Genomic DNA, 17241 nt, shown 5'->3' with positions numbered 1-17241 from the left:
CACCCGCCGCCGCGGCTCCGGCCGCACCGAAGGCCACCGCCGCCGCATCGGCCGCCGCCGCGCCGCCGCAGGCTCGCGGCAGCAAGCCGCAGGCCAGCACCACTCCGGCGCCGACCTCCAACGCCGCCCCCACCAAGACCGCTCCGGCCGAACCGGCCGCCGACGAGTCGAAGGTACTGCGCGGTCCGGCCGCGGCGATCGTCAAGAACATGTCGTCGTCGCTGACCATCCCGACCGCGACCAGCGTGCGCGCCATTCCGGCGAAGCTGATGATCGACAACCGTCTGGTCATCAACAACCATCTGGCCCGTACCCGCGGTGGCAAGATCTCGTTCACCCATCTGCTCGGCTACGCGATCGTCCAGGCGGTCAAGGCGTTCCCGAACATGAACCGCCACTTCGCCGAGGTCGACGGCAAGCCGAATTCGGTGACCCCCGCGCACACCAACCTCGGCCTGGCGATCGACCTGCCGGGCAAGGACGGTAGCCGCACCCTGGTCGTCGCGGCGATCAAGAACACCGAGACGATGTCGTTCGCGCAGTTCCACAGCGCCTACGAGGACATCGTGCGCCGGGCGCGCGACGGCAAGCTCACCACCGAGGACTTCACCGGCGTCACCATCTCGCTGACCAACCCGGGCACCATCGGCACCAACCACTCGGTGCCGCGGCTGATGCCCGGCCAGGGCGCGATCATCGGCGCGGGAGCCATGGAGTACCCGGCCGAATTCCAGGGTATGAGCGATCAGCAGCTCGCCGAGATCGGTATCGGCAAGCTGATGACGCTGACCTCCACCTACGACCACCGCATCATCCAGGGCGCGGAGTCGGGTGATTTCCTGCGCACCATCCACAACCTGCTGATCTCCGACGAATTCTTCGACGAGATCTTCCACGGCATGGGTGTGCCCTACGAGCCGGTCCGCTGGCGCAAGGACATCAAAGAGCGCGGTGTCGACAAGAGCGTGCGCGTCCAGGAGCTGATCGCGGCGTATCGCAGTCGCGGCCACCTGATGGCCGACACCGATCCGCTGCGGCTGGTGAAGGACAAGTTCCGCAGCCACCCCGACCTCGACGTCACCCAGCACGGACTGACCCTGTGGGACCTCGACCGCGAATTCAACGTCGCGGGCTTCCACGGCCAGGAACGGATGAAGCTGCGCGATGTGCTCTCGGTGCTGCGCGACGCGTACTGCCGCCACGTCGGTGTGGAGTACACCCACATCCTGGAAACCGAACAGCTGCAATGGATTCAGGACCGGGTCGAGCAGAAGCACGAGAAGCCGACCGTCGCCCAGCAGAAGTACATTCTGTCGCGGCTGAACGCGGCCGAGGCGTTCGAGACCTTCCTGCAGACCAAGTACGTCGGCCAGAAGCGCTTCTCGCTGGAGGGCGCCGAGTCGACCATCCCGATGATGGACGCCGTCATCGACCAGTGCGCCGAGCACGGGCTCGACGAGGTCGTCATCGGCATGCCGCACCGCGGCCGCCTGAACGTGCTGGCCAATATCGTCGGCAAGCCGTACTCGCAGATCTTCACCGAGTTCGAGGGCAACATGAACCCGGCCGCCACCCACGGCTCGGGCGATGTGAAGTACCACCTCGGCGCGCACGGCACCTACATCCAGATGTTCGGCGACAACGACATCGAGGTGTCGCTGACGGCCAACCCGTCGCACCTTGAGGCCGTCGACCCGGTGCTGGAGGGCCTGGTCCGCGCGAAGCAGGATCTGCTCACCAAGGAAGACCTGGTCACCAAGGGCGAGGAGGCGCGCACCTTCTCGGTCGTGCCGCTGATGCTGCACGGTGACGCGGCCTTCGCCGGCCAGGGTGTGGTCGCCGAGACGCTGAACATGTCGGGCCTGCGCGGCTACCGCGTCGGCGGCACGGTGCACATCGTGGTGAACAACCAGATCGGCTTCACCACCGCACCGGAGAACAGCCGCTCCACCGAGTACTCGACCGATATCGCCAAGTCGATCGGCGCGCCGATCTTCCACGTCAACGGCGACGATCCCGAGGCCTGCACCTGGGTGGCGCGCCTGGCGACCGACTTCCGCGAGAAGTTCCACAAGGATGTGGTCATCGACCTCATCTGCTACCGCCGTCGCGGCCACAACGAGGGCGACGACCCGTCGATGACCCAGCCGTACATGTACGACGTCATCGACACCAAGCGCAGCGTCCGCAAGTCCTACACCGAGGCCCTGATCGGCCGCGGCGACATCTCGATGAAAGAGGCCGAGGACGCCCTGCGCGACTACCAGGGCCAGCTGGAGCGGGTGTTCAACGAGGTCCGCGAGCTGGAGAAGTATCCGCCGGAGCCGAGCGAATCGGTCGAGGAGGAGCAGACCGTGCCGGGCACCGTCGTCACCGCGGTCGACAAGTCGGTACTGCAGCGCATCGGCGACGCCTTCCTGGGTGTGCCGGACGGCTTCAGCGTGCATCCGCGCGTGAAACCGGTGCTGGAGCGCCGTCGCGAGATGGCCTACGAGGGCAAGATCGACTGGGCCTTCGCCGAGCTGCTGGCCTTCGGCACCCTGATCGACGAGGGCCGCGCGGTGCGCTTGACCGGTCAGGACTCCCGGCGCGGCACGTTCACCCAGCGGCATTCGGTGATCATCGACCGCAAGTCCGGTGCCGAGTACACCCCGCTGCACAACATCGGCAGCGAGAATCCGGGCTGGTTCGCGGTGCACGACTCGGCGCTGAGCGAGTTCGCGGCCGTCGGTTTCGAATACGGCTACTCGCTGGGCAACCCGGACGCGCTGGTCCTCTGGGAGGCGCAGTTCGGTGACTTCGTCAACGGCGCGCAGTCGATCATCGACGAGTTCATCTCCTCCGGTGAGGCCAAGTGGGGTCAGCTCTCGGAGGTCGTGCTGCTGCTGCCGCACGGCCACGAGGGTCAGGGCCCCGACCACACCTCCGGCCGTATCGAGCGGTTCCTGCAGCTGTGCGCCGAGGGTTCGATGACGGTGGCGGTGCCCTCCACTCCGTCGAACTACTTCCACCTGCTGCGCCGGCACGCGCTCGACGGCATCCGTCGTCCGCTGATCGTCTTCACCCCGAAGTCGATGCTGCGCAACAAGGCCGTCGTCTCCAACGTCGAGGACTTCACCGACGCGAAGTTCCGCTCGGTGCTCGAGGAGCCGACCTACGAGAGCGGCGACGGCGACCGGTCGAAGGTCAAGCGGATCCTGCTGACCAGCGGCAAGCTCTACTACGAACTGGTCGCCGAGAAGGCCAAGAAGAACCGTGACGACGTCGCGATCGTGCGCATCGAACAGCTGTACCCGATCCCGTCCTACCGGCTCAACGAGAAGCTCGCGACCTACCCCAACGCCACGGATCTGGCGTGGGTCCAGGAGGAGCCGGCCAACCAGGGCGCCTGGCCGTTCTTCGGGTTGAACCTGCCGGAGATCCTGCCGGACCGGTTCAACAAGCTGCGCCGCATCTCCCGCCGTGCCATGTCGGCCCCGTCCTCGGGTTCGTCCAAGGTGCACGCGGTGGAGCAGCAGGAGATCGTCGACGAGGCCTTCGCCCCCACCGAATAGGTCGCACCGAATAGGTCGTATCGCCCGGACGCCGGGCCGGATCGCTCTGCGGAGCGGTGCGGTCCGGCGTTCGCCGTTTCCGGCGCCCGGATTCGTGTCACATTCGGGCACGCTCGATCGTCGTCATGAGTGGAACCACCTTGTGCCGGCACACTTCCACGTCGTATATTCGGCGTGGAATATTTGAGCCGGAGCATGTCGGGCCGTCCGCGTAGTGTGCGGCGGCAGTGACGAAGGGAGTCGAGACCGATGTCCAAGCAGCCGGGTGCCACGTTGACGCCATTGGCGATCTCGGTACTGGCGCTGCTGGAAGAAGACCGCATGCATCCGTACGAGATGTATCAACTGCTGCTCAAGCGCCGGAAGGACAATCTGCTCAAGATTCGCCCCGGCTCGCTCTATCACACGGTGACCCGGCTGGCCGAACAAGGCATGGTCCAGGCGGAGGGTACCGAGCGTTCGGGCAACCGGCCGGAACGCACCACCTACCGCATCACCGAAGCCGGTACCGCGGCGCTGCGCACCCGCATCGCCGATATCGTCCGTCAGCCGATTCGTGAGTATCCGATCTTCCCCATCGGCCTGGCGGAGGCCCACAACCTTCCGGTCGACGAGGTGATCGCCCTGATCACCGAGCGTATCGGCTGGCTGGACAACGACATCACCGAACTCGACGCCATCCGGGAATGGGCGCGCTCCCGCGAGGTACCCCGGCGGTACTGGATGGTCATCGACTATCTGGTGGGGCTCGCGCGGCACGAAGTCACGTGGCTGCGCGGTCTCATCGAGGAGTTGCGCGACGGTTCGCTGCCGTGGCTGGAATTCGACGAGGGCGGAACCCGTTGCCCCGAGAAGACCGGTGACCTCGGCCATGACTGGGGTGCGGCCCTGACCGACGACGTACTCGCCGAGCTGCGGAAAGGCGGTGCGACCACTGCCGAGCACTGATCGGGCGCAGGTACGTGGCGCGCCCCGAGACCTTCATACGAACCACCCATCGGTCGTCGTCGTCGATCGATGCCGGGAACAGGAACGAAATCTATGACATCGCAAAGAAATCCGTGGCTGGCGCTCACCGCGCTGGTCGTCGGGTTCTTCATGATCCTGCTGGATATGACCATCGTCGCGGTGGCCAATCCGGCGATCATGCAGGACCTGCATACCGACATCAACAAAGTCATCTGGGTGACCAGTGCCTATCTGCTCACCTACGCGGTCCCGCTGCTGGTCACCGGCCGCCTCGGTGACCGTTTCGGCCCGAAGAACATCTACCTGGCCGGTCTCGCGGTCTTCACCCTGGCCTCGCTGTGGTGCGCGGTATCGGCCAATGTGGAGATGCTGATCGCGGCTCGCGCGGTGCAGGGCCTGGGCGCGGCGTTGATGACGCCGCAGACCATGGCCGTCATCACCCGCACCTTCCCGCCGGACAAGCGCGGCGCGGCGATGGGGCTGTGGGGCGGCGTCGCCGGCCTCGCGACACTGGTCGGCCCGATCCTCGGCGGCGTGCTGGTCGACTGGCAGGGCTGGAACTGGATCTTCTACATCAACGTGCCGATCGGCGTGATCGCGTTCGCGCTGGCGATGTGGCTGGTGCCGAATCTGGAGACCCACCAGCACAAGTTCGACTTCGTGGGCGTGGTGCTCAGCGGTGTCGGCATGTTCCTGCTGGTCTTCGGCATTCAGGAGGGCAACACCCGGGACTGGGACGCCTGGATCTGGACGATGATCATCGCCGGACTGGTGGTGCTGGGTCTGTTCGTGGTGAACCAGGCGCGCAACAAGGACGAGCCGCTGGTTCCGCTGAGCCTGTTCCGCGACCGCAACTTCTCGATGTCGAGCGTCGCGATCGCCGCGATGGGCGCCGCGGTCACCTCGCTGATGGTGCCGGCGTACTTCTACCTGGAGGCCGTGCGCGAATACACCCCGACCCGCGCCGCGCTGGTCTTCGCGCCGATGGCCATCGTCACCGGTCTGACCGCGCCGTTCATCGGCAAGATCTCCGACCGGATGCCGCCGCGCATTCTGCCCACCCTCGGATTCGGGGTGTTCGCCCTGACCGTCTTCGGCTTCGCGGCACTGATGAAGCCGGACAGCTCGATCGTGCTGTTCCTGGTGGTCGCGGGCATCGCCGGTCTGTCGAACTCCTGCATCTGGGCGCCGCTGGCGTCGACCGCCACCCGCAACCTTCCGATCCACCAGGCCGGCGCCGGCGCGGGTGTCTACAACACCACCCGGCAGGTCGGTTCGGTACTCGGTAGCGCCGCGATCAGCGCGCTGGTCTCGGCCCGCATGTCCGCGCAGGGTCTGGGCAGCGGACAGTTCGGCGAGGGCGGCGGCACCGGAATGGGCCATATTCCCGAGCAGATCCTCGACAAGTTCAGCACGGCCCTCGGGCAGGCGATGATCCTGCCCGGCGCGATCCTGCTGATCGGTGTGGTGGCTTCGGCCCTGTTCGTCGGCAGCTCGGCGAAAAAGCAGCAGGAGGCCGAGGCCGGTTCCGAACCGGAGAAGGCCGGCATCCCCGGCTGAGCTCGGCCGGCGCGCCGAACAGGGTGCGCGCAGCGCGATACGAGGTCCGCGTGGCAGTACGCCACGCGGACCTCGTCGCATTCGCCGCGGTGCGCGTCACCGATCGGCGCCGGGCCGCATATCCCCCGCTCGGCCGCGCCGGCGGAGGTCGCGCGTCTACCCGACTCGGATCGTCCGCGAGGGGTAGCCGCTCGCCCCGTCCGGAATGACGTCGGCGACCTCCGCGGTCTGAACCGTGCCGGTGCCGTCGGTGGCGCGGGCGCGGACCGTATGGGTCCCCGCGGCGGCATCCCAGTCGTAACTCCATTGCCGCCACGTGTCGACGGACGGTTCGGCGGCCAGGCGGGCGGGTTGCCATGGGCCGTTGTCGATCTGGACCTCGACGGCGTCGATGCCGCGGTGTTGTGCCCAGGCCACACCGGCGATCGTCACCTTCCCGGCCCGGACGGCGCCGCGCGGGGTGTCGATGCGGGTGCCGGTTTTGATCGGCCCGCGTTCGGACCAGCCGCGCCGCGTCCAATAGGCCTGAGCGCGATCGAATCTCGTGATCTCGAGTTCAGTCACCCATTTGGTGGCCGAGACGTAACCGTAGAGGCCGGGCACGACCAACCGGGCCGGATATCCGTGCTCGACGGGCAGCGGCTCACCGTTCATGCCGACCGCCAGCAGCGCGTCGCGCCCGTCGGTGAGCGCGGCGAGCGGACTTCCGGCGGTGAAGCCGTCGGCACTGCGGGACAAGACCATATCGGCGTCGGGATGCGGGCCCGCCTCGGCGATCAATTCGTCGAGCCGATAGCCCAGCCAGCTCGCATTGCCGATCAGATCGCCGCCGACCGGATTCGATACGCAGGTCAGCGTCACCAAGCGTTCCACCGACGGCCTGCGCGCCAGATCCGCGTAGTCGAGCAGGATTTCGCGATCCACCATGCCGTGGATCCGCAGTGACCACGTGTCCTTGCTGACCTGCGGAACGGTCAGCGCGGTGTCGATCCGGTAGAAGTCGGAATCAGGGGTGAGATACGACGCCAGTCCCGGTACTCGCAGATCCGCGGCCGGATCCACCGGGGGCACCGGCACATTCGGCGGCGGCAGCCGCACCGCCGCCCGTTCCCCCGCCACACTGCGCGCGCTCGCCCCGAGTACGCGCCCGGCGATTCCGGCCGCCACCGCCAGTACTCCCACCCCGACGATCCCCCGCATCATGTGCCGTCGATCGACCTGCGCCACATCGGGTTTCACCACGCGTGGCCAGGCGGCTCCGCGCGCACTCAGGCGAGCGTCGTCTCCCTCGAAGAGCGCCGGCATCGCATCGGGGCCCTCGCTACCGGCAGGGTCTTGCGCACCCGTTTCCGCACCGGCCCCAGCTCCCCTGCCCGCACCGGCACCGCCACCCGAGCCCGGCGCCGCGGGCCCGCCGTCGCCACCACCCCGCGCCATCGCCGGCGCACCGAACGCCTCGTATCGCCGAATCAGCCACCGCAGCGAGACGATTGCCAGCACCACCCCCACGACCGACGGCAGCGCCCAGGTCCAGTCGGCGGCCGGGCGTTCGAGCGCAGCCCACGCCGCCCCGATGCCGAAGACGCCGAGCACCACCGAGCCGATCGGCCGCGCGGTTTGCTCGACCACCCCGACGAGCGCCGCGACGATCAGCGCCACCACGCCCATCAGCAGATACAGCATCATTTTGTCGTTCGTGCCGAAGGTGTCGATCGCCCATTCCCGCACCCCGTCGGGCGTGTGGTCGACCACCGTCGCCCCGATCGCCGCCAATGGCGCGCTCCCCGCCCCCACCGGGACCGACACCAATTCCGCGGCGCCCAGCGCCAGCCCCGCGGAGACGATTCCGCAGGCCGCGCGCAGTCCCGATCCGGCCATAACGGCGAGCGTACTGCGGATTGCCCCGGGCGAACCCTCCCGAACGAGCGCAACGGCCGCAGCGTCACGGATTCGTCAGAACTGGAAGCCGGACGTGATCCAGCCCATGTCGGCGGTTCCACGGCAAGCACCCAGCCGCTTCTCAGGAATCGCGCGCTTAATTGATAGAGGATCCAGATGCGTCGGGGCCGGGTCCGAGCCGACACACAGGATGTGACCGAACAGGACGTGATGAGCGTGTATCCGAACGAGGGCAATCGGCCGCACCAGCCCGGACCGTACGAACAGCGGCCGGGGGCATACGGCCCGCACGGCTATCCGGGTCAGCCGCCGTACCAGGGGCAGTATCCGGGTCAGCCTCACCCGCAGTACTCCCCGCGCGGACGCACGCCTCGGCACGGCCTGACCTTCGGCGCGGTGGCGGCCCTGGTCGCGGTGGTGGCGCTCGCGATCGCCCTGGTCGGATCCCGCATCGATGCGCACGGCCCCAACCAGGCGGCCCCGTTCGGCCACGGCCAGGGTTCGGTGGTGCAGCCGGTCGATTCGCAACCGCAGTCCACGGCGCTGGAGCAGGCGGCCAACGCGGTGGTGCCGGGCATCGTCGTGATCAATACCGAACTCGGCATGCAGAACGGCGCGGGCGCCGGAACCGGCATCGTGCTGGGCTCCGACGGCACGATCCTCACCAACAACCATGTCGTGGAAGGCGCGACCGACATCTCGGTCACCGACCTCGGCAACGGCCGCAGTTACAGCGGCAGCGTCGCCGGATTCGACCGGCAGGACGATCTGGCCGTGGTGAAGTTGCAGGGCGCCTCCGGGTTGCAGACGGCGCCGCTCGGCGATTCGGACCAGGTGAAGGTCGGCGATGCCATCGTGGGTGTCGGCAACGCGGGCGGCACCGGCTCCCCGACCGCCGCCGCCGGACGCGTCACCGCACTGGACCGTTCCATCACCGCCAGTGACGAATCGGCCGGCGCCGCCGAGCAGTTGACCGGTCTCATCCAGGTTGCCGCGAATATCCAGCCGGGCGATTCGGGTGGCCCGTTGATCAACACCTCCGGCCAGGTGGTCGGCGTGAACACCGCCGCGTCCCAGGGTTTCCAGCTCGGCGCGAGCGGTGGTCAGGGCTTCGCGATTCCGATCGACAAGGCGAAGACGATCGCCGCGCAGATCCAGGCGGGCAAGAGTTCGGACCGCGTGCACATCGGCGATTCCGCGTTCCTCGGTATCACGATGAGCGATGCCAACGGTTCCGGCGCGCTGGTCCGCAATATCGTGAGTGGCGGTCCGGCACAGGCCGCGGGCTTGGCCCCGGGCGATGTGATCACCGGGCTGGACGGCCACGGCATCGATTCGGCGACCACCATGACGAACACGATGGATCAGCATCACCCGGGCGATACCGTCACGCTCACCTGGGTGGACCGCTCGGGACAGAGCGAGTCCGGTCAGGCGTCGCTCGCCCGGGGGCCCGTGGGCTGACCCGGCACCGACGAGTTCAGCCGGATCTCGAGCTCGTCGGCCTTCTTGTCCGGTCCCTGCTCAGGCGTGACGCGCACCCCCACCACCGCTCCGGATTCCCGGTCGACGAACGACAGCGGCGGCTTCCCGTCCTGCAGATATTTGTCGCCCCACTGCATCAGTGACAGGAATACCGGCAGCAGGTCCTCACCGGCCGCGGTCAGGCGGTATTCCGCGCGTTCGCGCCGGCCGGGTTCCCGATACGGCACCCGTTCCACGATGCCCGCCGACTCGAGCTGTTTGAGCGCTCGCGACACCGCCGGCGCCGAGGTGCCGATCCGTGTCGTGAAGTCCTCGAATCGTGTTGTGCCGTAGAAGCATTCGCGGACGACGAGGAATACCGTCCGGGTGCTGAGCAACTCGAGCACCCGTCCGGCCGAACATCGGTCACCGATCGACCAGGCGTCCCGGTCGCCCAGCCGCGGCTCGAACATCATCGACACGACCCCATGTTACCTAACGCTTGCGTTACCCAGCCGGGCTGTGCTGTCATCTAACTAACGAGATCGTTACCCAGAGGGTGAGCAGTCGCCCCGAACGATCCGAAAGGACGAGAGATGGCCGGAATCGAAGGCGCGGTCGCACTGGTGACGGGCGGGCAGCGGGGGCTCGGCAGAGCCTTCACCGACGAGCTGCTCAGGCGCGGCGCCGCCAAGGTCTACACCACCGCCCGCACCCCGAAGGCCGCCGACGACCCCCGCGTCGAGCCGCTCGCGCTGGACGTCACCGACGCCGATTCGGTCGCCGCCGCGGCATCGCGGGCCCGCGACGTCGAAATCGTGGTGAACAATGCCGGCGTTCTCCTCCCCGCACCGCTGCTGACCGCCGATATGGCCGATATCGTCACCACGTTCGACACCAACGTCTTCGGCCCGCTGCGGGTGGCCCAGGCATTCGCGCCGATTCTGGCCGACAACGGCGGCGGCGTCCTCATCGACATCCATTCGGTGCTGTCGTGGGCCGCGGGCGCGGCGGCCTACGGTGCGTCGAAGGCGGCGCTGTGGTCGCTGACCAATTCGCTGCGGCTGGAGTTGGCCGCACAGCGCACGCAGGTGGTCGGCGTCCATCTGGGATTCGCCGATACCGAGATGGTGCGGCGTCTGCCGGGCGACAAGCTCGCGCCGAGCGCGGTGGCCGAGGCCGTCTTCGACGGTGTGCTGCGCGGCGATACCGAAGTACTGGTCGACGACGTCACGCGCGGGGTGAAGGCGGCACTGTCCGGTCCCGTCGAGGGCCTCGCGCTGGCCATCCCCCGCTGAATTCGTTCTCGCCCACCATCTTTCGAAGGAACATCGCCATGCCGCTGTGGCACGTCCACCATCCCGCGAACACCTACTCCGACCAGGACAAAGCAGATTTCGCGCGGGATGTCACCGCCCTGTACACCGGATTCGGCCTGCCGGCGTTCTACGTCGTTGTGTTGTTCGAGGAGGTCGAGGAGACGTCGTTCTTCGTCGCCGGGAAACCGTCGAACACCACCGTGCGAATCGTCGTGGAACATCTCGCCCGCCATCTGGACGACCCGCAGCTGCGCAAGCGGTCGACGCAGCGGCTCAACTCGATCATGGAGCCCTACACTGCCGCGCGCGGATTGCACTGGGAATTCCACACCTACGAATCCCCGCGCGATCTGTGGATGATCGACGGGCTGTTCCCGCCGGACGCCGGCAGCGAGGCCGAAAAGGCGTGGGCGCGCGCCAACGAACCCAGCCCCTACAGCTAGCTCTGTACCACCGGCGCCACCCCTGCGGCGGGTGACGCGGCGGGGAGACGGCGTGGGGGCGAAATCTATTCGCCGCCGTACAGATTGATCATCCACGGCACCGAGAATTTGTCGGTGACCATGCCGAACTGCTTCGCCCACTCGGTTTTGCCCAGCGGCATGGTGACCTGTCCGCCCGCGGACAACCCGGTGAAGATCCGTCCGGCCTCAGCCTCGTCGTCCACATCCAGGCAAACGCTGAACGGCACGTTGTCGTGGTTGATCTGCTGATCGGGCGGACAGTCCGACCCCATCAGCAGCTGATCCTCCCGCCAGGTCAACGCGGCGTTGGCGATGCGCTTGCCCACCTCTTCGGGCAGGTTCCCGCCACCGCCGTCACCCATGTCTCGATAGCGGACCATCTGCAGTTCCCCGCCCAGTACCGACTGATAGAAGGTGAATGCCTCCTCGGCATCACCGTCGAACAACAGATATGCGGTAGCCGACTTCACGATTGCCTCCTCCGTATGGATACGGGCCTGCGACCGGCGGCCGCGGCCCCACAGATGAGACGGCGGCAGCCGGAGAAAATCATCGCCGGATATCGCGCATATCGTCGCACGTCGAAACGCAGAACGGCCCGCCTTCGAGCAGAAGACGGGCCGTTCGGGCGTACGAGCGGGCTCAGCCGTAGATCGCCTCGACCTCGGTCGCGTAGTTCTTCATCACCACATTGCGCTTGAGCGACATCTTCGGCGTCAGCTCACCGCTCTCCTCGGTCCAGTCGACCGGCAGGATGCGGGTCTTCTTGATCGCCTCGGCATGGGAGACCAGCTTGTTGGTGTCCTTCACCGCCTTGTCGATCTCGGCGGTCAGTTCCGGCAGCTCGATCAGCTTCTCGATCGGGGTGTCCTCGGGCACGTTGTTGCGGGTCTTCCAGCCCGGCAGCGCCTCCGGGTCGAGGGTGATCAGCGCGCCGACGAACGGCTTGCCGTCACCGACCACCATCACCTGGCTGATCAGCGGATGCGAGCGCAGGGAGTCCTCGAGCATCGCCGGGGAGACGTTCTTGCCGCCGGCGGTGACGATGATTTCCTTCTTGCGACCGGTGATCGTGATGAAGCCCTGCTCGTCGATGGCGCCGAGGTCGCCGGTCTTGAACCAGCCGTCGTCGAAGGCGTCCTCGGTGGCGGTCGGGTTGTTCCAGTAGCCGGCGAACACGACCGGGCCGCGCAGCAGCAGCTCGCCGTCCTCGGCCACCTTCGCGGCGTGACCGCCGAGCGGGCGGCCCACCGAGCCGACCTTCAGATGTTCGGGGGTGTTCACCGAAACAGCGGCGGTGCTCTCGGTCAGGCCGTAGCCCTCGTAGATCGTGACGCCGATACCGCGGAAGAAATGACCCAGCCGCGCGCCGAGGGGGCCGCCGCCGGAGACGGCGGACTTGCAGCGCCCACCCATGGCCTCGCGCAGCTTGCCGTAGACCAGCTTGTCGAACACCGTGTGCTTGACCTTGAGCACGAGACCCGGGCCGCCGTTGTCGAGCGCCTGGCTGTACTCCACGGCGGTGTCGGCGGCCAGATCGAAGATCTTGCCCTTGCCGCCGTCGTGCGCTTTCTGCTTCGCGCCGTTGAACACCTTCTCGAATACGCGCGGCACCGAGAGGATGAAGTCCGGCTTGTACTCGCCGAACTGCTCGACGAGCGTCGACCAGTCGGCCGTGTGCGCGACGGTGACCCCGGCGTCGAAGGCCGCCAGCGCGACCGCGCGGGCGAAGACGTGGGCCAGCGGCAAGAACAGCAGCGAGCGATGACCGGGCTTGAGGAACTGCGGCATCGCGGCACGGTCGGCGGCCGATTCGGCGTAGAGGTTGGCATGCGAGAGCATGACGCCCTTGGGCCGGCCGGTGGTGCCGGAGGTGTAGATCAGCGAGGCCGGCGAGGCCGCCTTGACCTGCTTGCGCCGCTCGTGCACGGCCTCGTCGCCGAGATCCTTGCCCCGGGCGAGCAGGGTGTCGATCGCACCGTCGTCGATCACCAGCGGCTCGCCCAGTTCGGGCAGGCCGTCCTCGATCTCGGCGATGGTGGCCCGGTGCCGGGCGTTCTCGACCACGATCAGCTTGGTGCCCGAATCCGACAGGATCCAGCGCGCCTGCTCGGCGGAGGAGCTGTCGAAGATCGCGACGGTGCAGCCGCCGGCCGCCCAGATCGCGAAGTCCAGCACGACCCACTCGTACCGGGTGGAGGCCAGGATGGCGACCCGGTCGCCGAGTTCGATGCCGGAGGCGATCAGTCCCTTGGCCACCGCGGTGACATGTTTCGCGAACTCCGCGGCGGTGACATCTGTCCAACCGCCCTTGCCGTCCGGCCTGTTGAACACCACCAGGCCGGGCGTACGCTCGGCGTGCCGGAAGGCGCCATCGGACATATTGGCGTCTTCGGGGATGGTGTAGGTAGCCGGGACTTCGAACTCTCGCATCGGTGCCCTTCCACGTGGTCTACTCGCCAGTAATTTACGCCAGCCGCAACGGCAGGCTCCGCCCGGCCGCCCGGTCGAGAATTTCGACACGGATGCGGCCGGACGGAACCTGTCCTACGGCTTCTATCCTATGGATCCGGTTTGCGCTGGTTGCAGCGATTGACCGAGGAATCCCGCCAGTTCCCGCGCGGCGAGCGCGGCCGGCGCCACCAGCGACGCCTGCAGCTGCGAGACGTGCCAGAGCCCGCGCGTCACCGAGAACTGCACCGGCACCTGGGCTGCCCGCAGTGCGGCCGCCAGGCGCACGCACTGCGAATGCAGCAACTCGCCCTCGTCGACCTGGACGTAGGTCGCGGGTAGCCCGCCCAGCGATCCGAGCAGCGGCGCGTAGCCCGGATCGAGCGGATCGCCGTCGCCCAGATAGGCGGCGGCGCACAACCGCGACCACGCCTTGTTGACCACCAGGTCGCGCTCGCGGGCCGGCAGTTCGTTCGGGTCGGCCCACGGGGCGATCAAACCCAGTGCGGCGGGCCGCATTCCGTGCCGGTCACGCAGGCGCAACGCCAGCGCGAGTGATAGTCCGCCGCCGGCGGAGTCGCCCGCGACCGCGATCTGCTGCGGCGCCAGGCCGGTGGACACCAGCTCCAGGAAGGCCGCCTCGGCGTCGTCGAGCGCGGCCGGATACGGATGTTCCGGCGCCAGCCGGTAGTCCGGAACGTAGACGGGACAACCGATGTCGCGCGACAGATGCGCCGCCAGCGACCGATGGGTGGCCGGGGACCCGATGGTGTATCCACCACCGTGCAGGTACAGCACCGCACCCGGGCCGTCGGCTACGCCGGCGGTCACCCGCTCGGCGGGACGGCCGCCGAGCCGCATCCGATGCACCCGGGTACCGGCGGGCAGCGTCTGCAGCACCGAACCCGCGTCGAGCAGGTGGCGCTGCGCCGCCCACGGCAGCCGGCTGTGCATGGCGAACCGGAACATCGGCCCGAGGACGGCCCGCGCGACGGGCAGCGGCAGGGCCACGGATTTCGAAAAACCAGGCATCACAGTGAATTCCCGCGGCGAATCAGGGCAGGAACCGGCTGTTGACGACGTTCGCGATGCGCTGGTAGTAGGACGCGGTGGTGCGCACGAACAGATCGAGCGCCTTGGCCTCCCAGCCGATCAGCACGCGGCCGTGACCCTTGCGCACGGCCTCGGTGATGGTCTGCGCGGCCATCTCCGGGGTGTGCAGGGCGAGCTGCTTGTCGAAGAACGAGGAGAACTTCTGAGCGTCGATCCCCTCGGCGTAGGTGGCGTTGCGCGCCACGGCGGTCTTGATACCGCCGGGATGGACGCAGGTGACCTTGACCGGATGCTTGCGCGCCAGCATCTCCTGGCGCAGCGATTCGGTGAAGCCGCGCACCGCGAATTTGGCGGCGTTGTAAGCACTCTGGCCCGGCACCGCGATCAGGCCGAACAGACTGGACACGTTGATCACGTGGCCGTCACCGGATTCGATGATGGCGGGCAGGAACGCCTTGGTGCCGTTGACGACTCCCCAGAAATCGACATCCATGATGCGCTCGATGTCCTTGAACTGGGAGTCGACCACCTCGCCGTGGAAGGCGATACCGGCGTTGTTGTAGATCTGGTGCACCACGCCGAAATGCTTCTTCACCTCGTCGGCGTAGAGCAGCACCGCTTCGCGCTCGGCCACGTTGAGCCGATCGGACTTCACCTGCGCACCCAGCGCCTCGACGCGGCGGACGGTTTCGGCCAGTCCTTCGGTATCGATGTCGGAGAGGGCGAGTTTCGCGCCCCGGCGGGCCAGGTTCTCGGCCAGCGCGCGGCCGATACCCGAGCCGGCGCCCGTGATCACACATACCTTGCCGGTGAAATAAGCGTCATTGCTCACTGTGCTGCTACCACTTTCAGATCGGGCCGCGCGGCCCCGTCGGTCGATCGGGTCGTGTCGTATGCCGCGACGTCGAACTTCTCCGTCAGCTTGCGGAAGCGGAAGGTGAAATCGGGCCACAGCGTGGTGTTGTTGCCGTGCTTGTCCAGATACCAGCTGGCACAACCACCGTTGAGCCAGACGCTGTTGGACATGCGGTCCTGCAGGTCGCGGTTGTAGGTGTCCTGCACGTCTTTTCGCACCTCGACCGTACGCAGGCCGCGCTGGTCGAAGGTGGCGATCGCGTCGGCGATGTAGTTGATCTGCGATTCGATCATGTACACCATCGAGGTGTGGCCGAGGCCGACGTTCGGGCCGAGCAGGAAGAACATGTTCGGGAAGTTGTTGATCGCCGCGCCCTTGTAGCCCTGCTGCCCGATCTCGTCGAACAGCTCGGTGAGCGTGCGCCCGTCGCGGCCGGCGATCGTCTCGTACACCGGCGAATCGGTGACGTGGAATCCGGTCGCCACGATGAGGGCGTCGATCTCGCGTTCGGTGCCGTCGGCGGTGACGATCGAATTCGCGCGGATCTCGCGGATGCCGTCGGTGACCACGTCGACATTGTCGCGCCTGAGCGCCGGGTAGTACTCGTTGGAGATCAGCATGCGCTTGCAGCCGATGCGGAAGTTCGGCGTGACCTTCTCGCGCAACTGCGCGTCCGGCACCTCGAGCCGCAGCTTCAGCCGGGCGAGGCCTTCCAGCGCGAGCATGGCCGGCGGGAACTTCGCCAGGCCGACGACCTGCGTTTCGCGGGCTGCGTAGATGGCGGCACGCGACAACTTCTGCACGCCGGGAACGTATTTGAAGGCCAGCCGCTCGGGCAGGGTGTACGGACGGTCGATCCGCGGCAGCAGCCACGGGGCGGTGCGCTGGTAGACGTCGAGATGGGCCACCTTCGGCGCGATCGAGGGCACGATCTGGATGGCCGAGGCGCCGGTGCCGATCACCGCGACCCGCTTGCCGGTCAGATCCGCGTCGTGATCCCAGCGCGCGGAGTGGAAGATGCGGCCCTGGAAACCGTTGATGCCCTTGATATCCGGAAGGTTCGGTTCGCACAGCGCGCCGACGGCGGAGACCAGGATGTCGGCGGTGAACGCGCCCTGGCTGGTCTGCACCTCCCAGCGGGCCTGCTCCTCGTTCCACCGGGCGCCGGTCATCTCGCAGTCGAAGATGTGCTTGTCTCGCACGCCGTGCCGATCGGCCACGCCCTGGATGTAGGACTGGATCTCCGGCTGCTTGGAGAACGAGCGCGACCAGTTCGGATTGAGCGCGAACGAGTAGGAGTACAGCTGCGACGGCACATCGCAGGCGGCGCCGGGGTAGGTGTTGTCGCGCCAGGTACCGCCGACATCGTTGCCGCGCTCGAGCACCAGGTAGTCGTCGCGACCCTGCTGGCTCAAACGGATGGCCAGGCCCAGGCCCGAGAATCCACTGCCGACGATCAACGTATGCACATGACGCGCCCCCGCTACACTGCGGCTCCGCTCATCACGGCCTTCGCGGCGCTCTCCGTGGTCACGCAAGCTACCGCCTCCGAGCGCGTCGCTACGGCCGTTGTCTGTAACCCTACGACTCATGTATCCAACCCTACGATCCTATTGAGCAGGAGTCAACAGTATTGACTACCGTTCAGTAGG

13 protein-coding genes are annotated in these 17241 nt (G+C 67.4%); 6 read left to right on the top strand and 7 right to left on the bottom strand.

Annotation, left to right across the window (positions count from 1 at the left end; all coding sequences use genetic code 11):
• The 3 genes from RJ03_RS20220 to RJ03_RS20210 form a co-directional block, all read left to right on the top strand.
• Positions 1-3554 (top strand): multifunctional oxoglutarate decarboxylase/oxoglutarate dehydrogenase thiamine pyrophosphate-binding subunit/dihydrolipoyllysine-residue succinyltransferase subunit (locus tag RJ03_RS20220; RefSeq protein WP_051024928.1); only part of this gene is annotated, 3554 nt, incomplete at its 5' end.
• Between the two features lie 249 nt (positions 3555-3803).
• Positions 3804-4502, top strand: a complete 699-nt coding sequence (locus RJ03_RS20215) for a PadR family transcriptional regulator (protein ID WP_036504741.1) — start codon at positions 3804-3806, stop codon at positions 4500-4502.
• A 93-nt stretch (positions 4503-4595) separates the two neighbouring features.
• A complete protein-coding gene (locus tag RJ03_RS20210) occupies positions 4596-6083 on the top strand; it encodes a DHA2 family efflux MFS transporter permease subunit (RefSeq protein ID WP_036504738.1) in 1488 nt (495 codons plus the stop codon).
• A 156-nt stretch (positions 6084-6239) separates the two neighbouring features.
• Here the strand turns inward: RJ03_RS20210 and RJ03_RS20205 are convergent, their stop codons facing one another.
• Entirely contained in the window at positions 6240-7961 is a 1722-nt protein-coding gene (locus RJ03_RS20205) for a molybdopterin-dependent oxidoreductase (protein ID WP_036504736.1), read from the bottom strand.
• 213 nt (positions 7962-8174) lie between these two features.
• On the opposite strand from RJ03_RS20205, the gene RJ03_RS20200 reads away from it, so the two are divergent.
• A complete protein-coding gene (locus tag RJ03_RS20200) occupies positions 8175-9446 on the top strand; it encodes a S1C family serine protease (RefSeq protein ID WP_245552337.1) in 1272 nt (423 codons plus the stop codon).
• Here the strand turns inward: RJ03_RS20200 and RJ03_RS20195 are convergent.
• On the bottom strand, positions 9413-9922 hold the full coding sequence (locus RJ03_RS20195) for a winged helix-turn-helix transcriptional regulator (RefSeq protein WP_036504765.1): 510 nt from the start codon (positions 9920-9922) through the stop codon (positions 9413-9415). The genes RJ03_RS20200 and RJ03_RS20195 overlap by 34 nt on opposite strands.
• 120 nt (positions 9923-10042) lie before the next feature.
• Here RJ03_RS20195 and RJ03_RS20190 point away from each other — a divergent pair, with 120 nt between their 5' ends.
• Both RJ03_RS20190 and RJ03_RS20185 read left to right on the top strand, forming a co-directional pair.
• Positions 10043-10744 (top strand): SDR family oxidoreductase, encoded by a 702-nt coding sequence (locus RJ03_RS20190; protein WP_036504734.1) that lies wholly within the window; start codon positions 10043-10045, stop codon positions 10742-10744.
• A 38-nt stretch (positions 10745-10782) separates the two neighbouring features.
• On the top strand, positions 10783-11208 hold the full coding sequence (locus RJ03_RS20185; protein WP_036504731.1) for a tautomerase family protein: 426 nt from the start codon (positions 10783-10785) through the stop codon (positions 11206-11208).
• A gap of 65 nt (positions 11209-11273) precedes the next feature.
• Here RJ03_RS20185 and RJ03_RS20180 read toward each other — a convergent pair whose 3' ends face one another.
• The 5 genes from RJ03_RS20180 to RJ03_RS20160 all read right to left on the bottom strand — a co-directional run bounded on the left by RJ03_RS20180 (position 11274) and on the right by RJ03_RS20160 (position 17181).
• Entirely contained in the window at positions 11274-11699 is a 426-nt protein-coding gene (locus RJ03_RS20180) for a VOC family protein (RefSeq protein WP_036504729.1), read from the bottom strand.
• Positions 11700-11871: 172 nt separating this feature from the next.
• Complete coding sequence (locus RJ03_RS20175) at positions 11872-13662, bottom strand: AMP-dependent synthetase/ligase (protein ID WP_036504726.1); 1791 nt, start codon at positions 13660-13662, stop codon at positions 11872-11874.
• 123 nt (positions 13663-13785) lie between these two features.
• Positions 13786-14712 (bottom strand): alpha/beta hydrolase, encoded by a 927-nt coding sequence (locus tag RJ03_RS20170; protein WP_036504724.1) that lies wholly within the window; start codon positions 14710-14712, stop codon positions 13786-13788.
• Between the two features lie 22 nt (positions 14713-14734).
• Complete coding sequence (locus tag RJ03_RS20165; protein ID WP_036504721.1) at positions 14735-15565, bottom strand: SDR family NAD(P)-dependent oxidoreductase; 831 nt, start codon at positions 15563-15565, stop codon at positions 14735-14737.
• Positions 15562-17181 (bottom strand): flavin-containing monooxygenase, encoded by a 1620-nt coding sequence (locus tag RJ03_RS20160; RefSeq protein WP_083871192.1) that lies wholly within the window; start codon positions 17179-17181, stop codon positions 15562-15564. Before RJ03_RS20160 ends, RJ03_RS20165 begins: the two co-directional genes overlap by 4 nt.
• Positions 17182-17241 lie beyond the last annotated feature (60 nt).

Source organism: Nocardia aobensis NBRC 100429 (assembly GCF_000308375.1).
GTDB classification, from domain to species: domain Bacteria; phylum Actinomycetota; class Actinomycetes; order Mycobacteriales; family Mycobacteriaceae; genus Nocardia; species Nocardia aobensis.
Note: the sequence above shows the minus strand (reverse complement) of the source record. Positions and strands in the feature narration are given on the sequence as shown.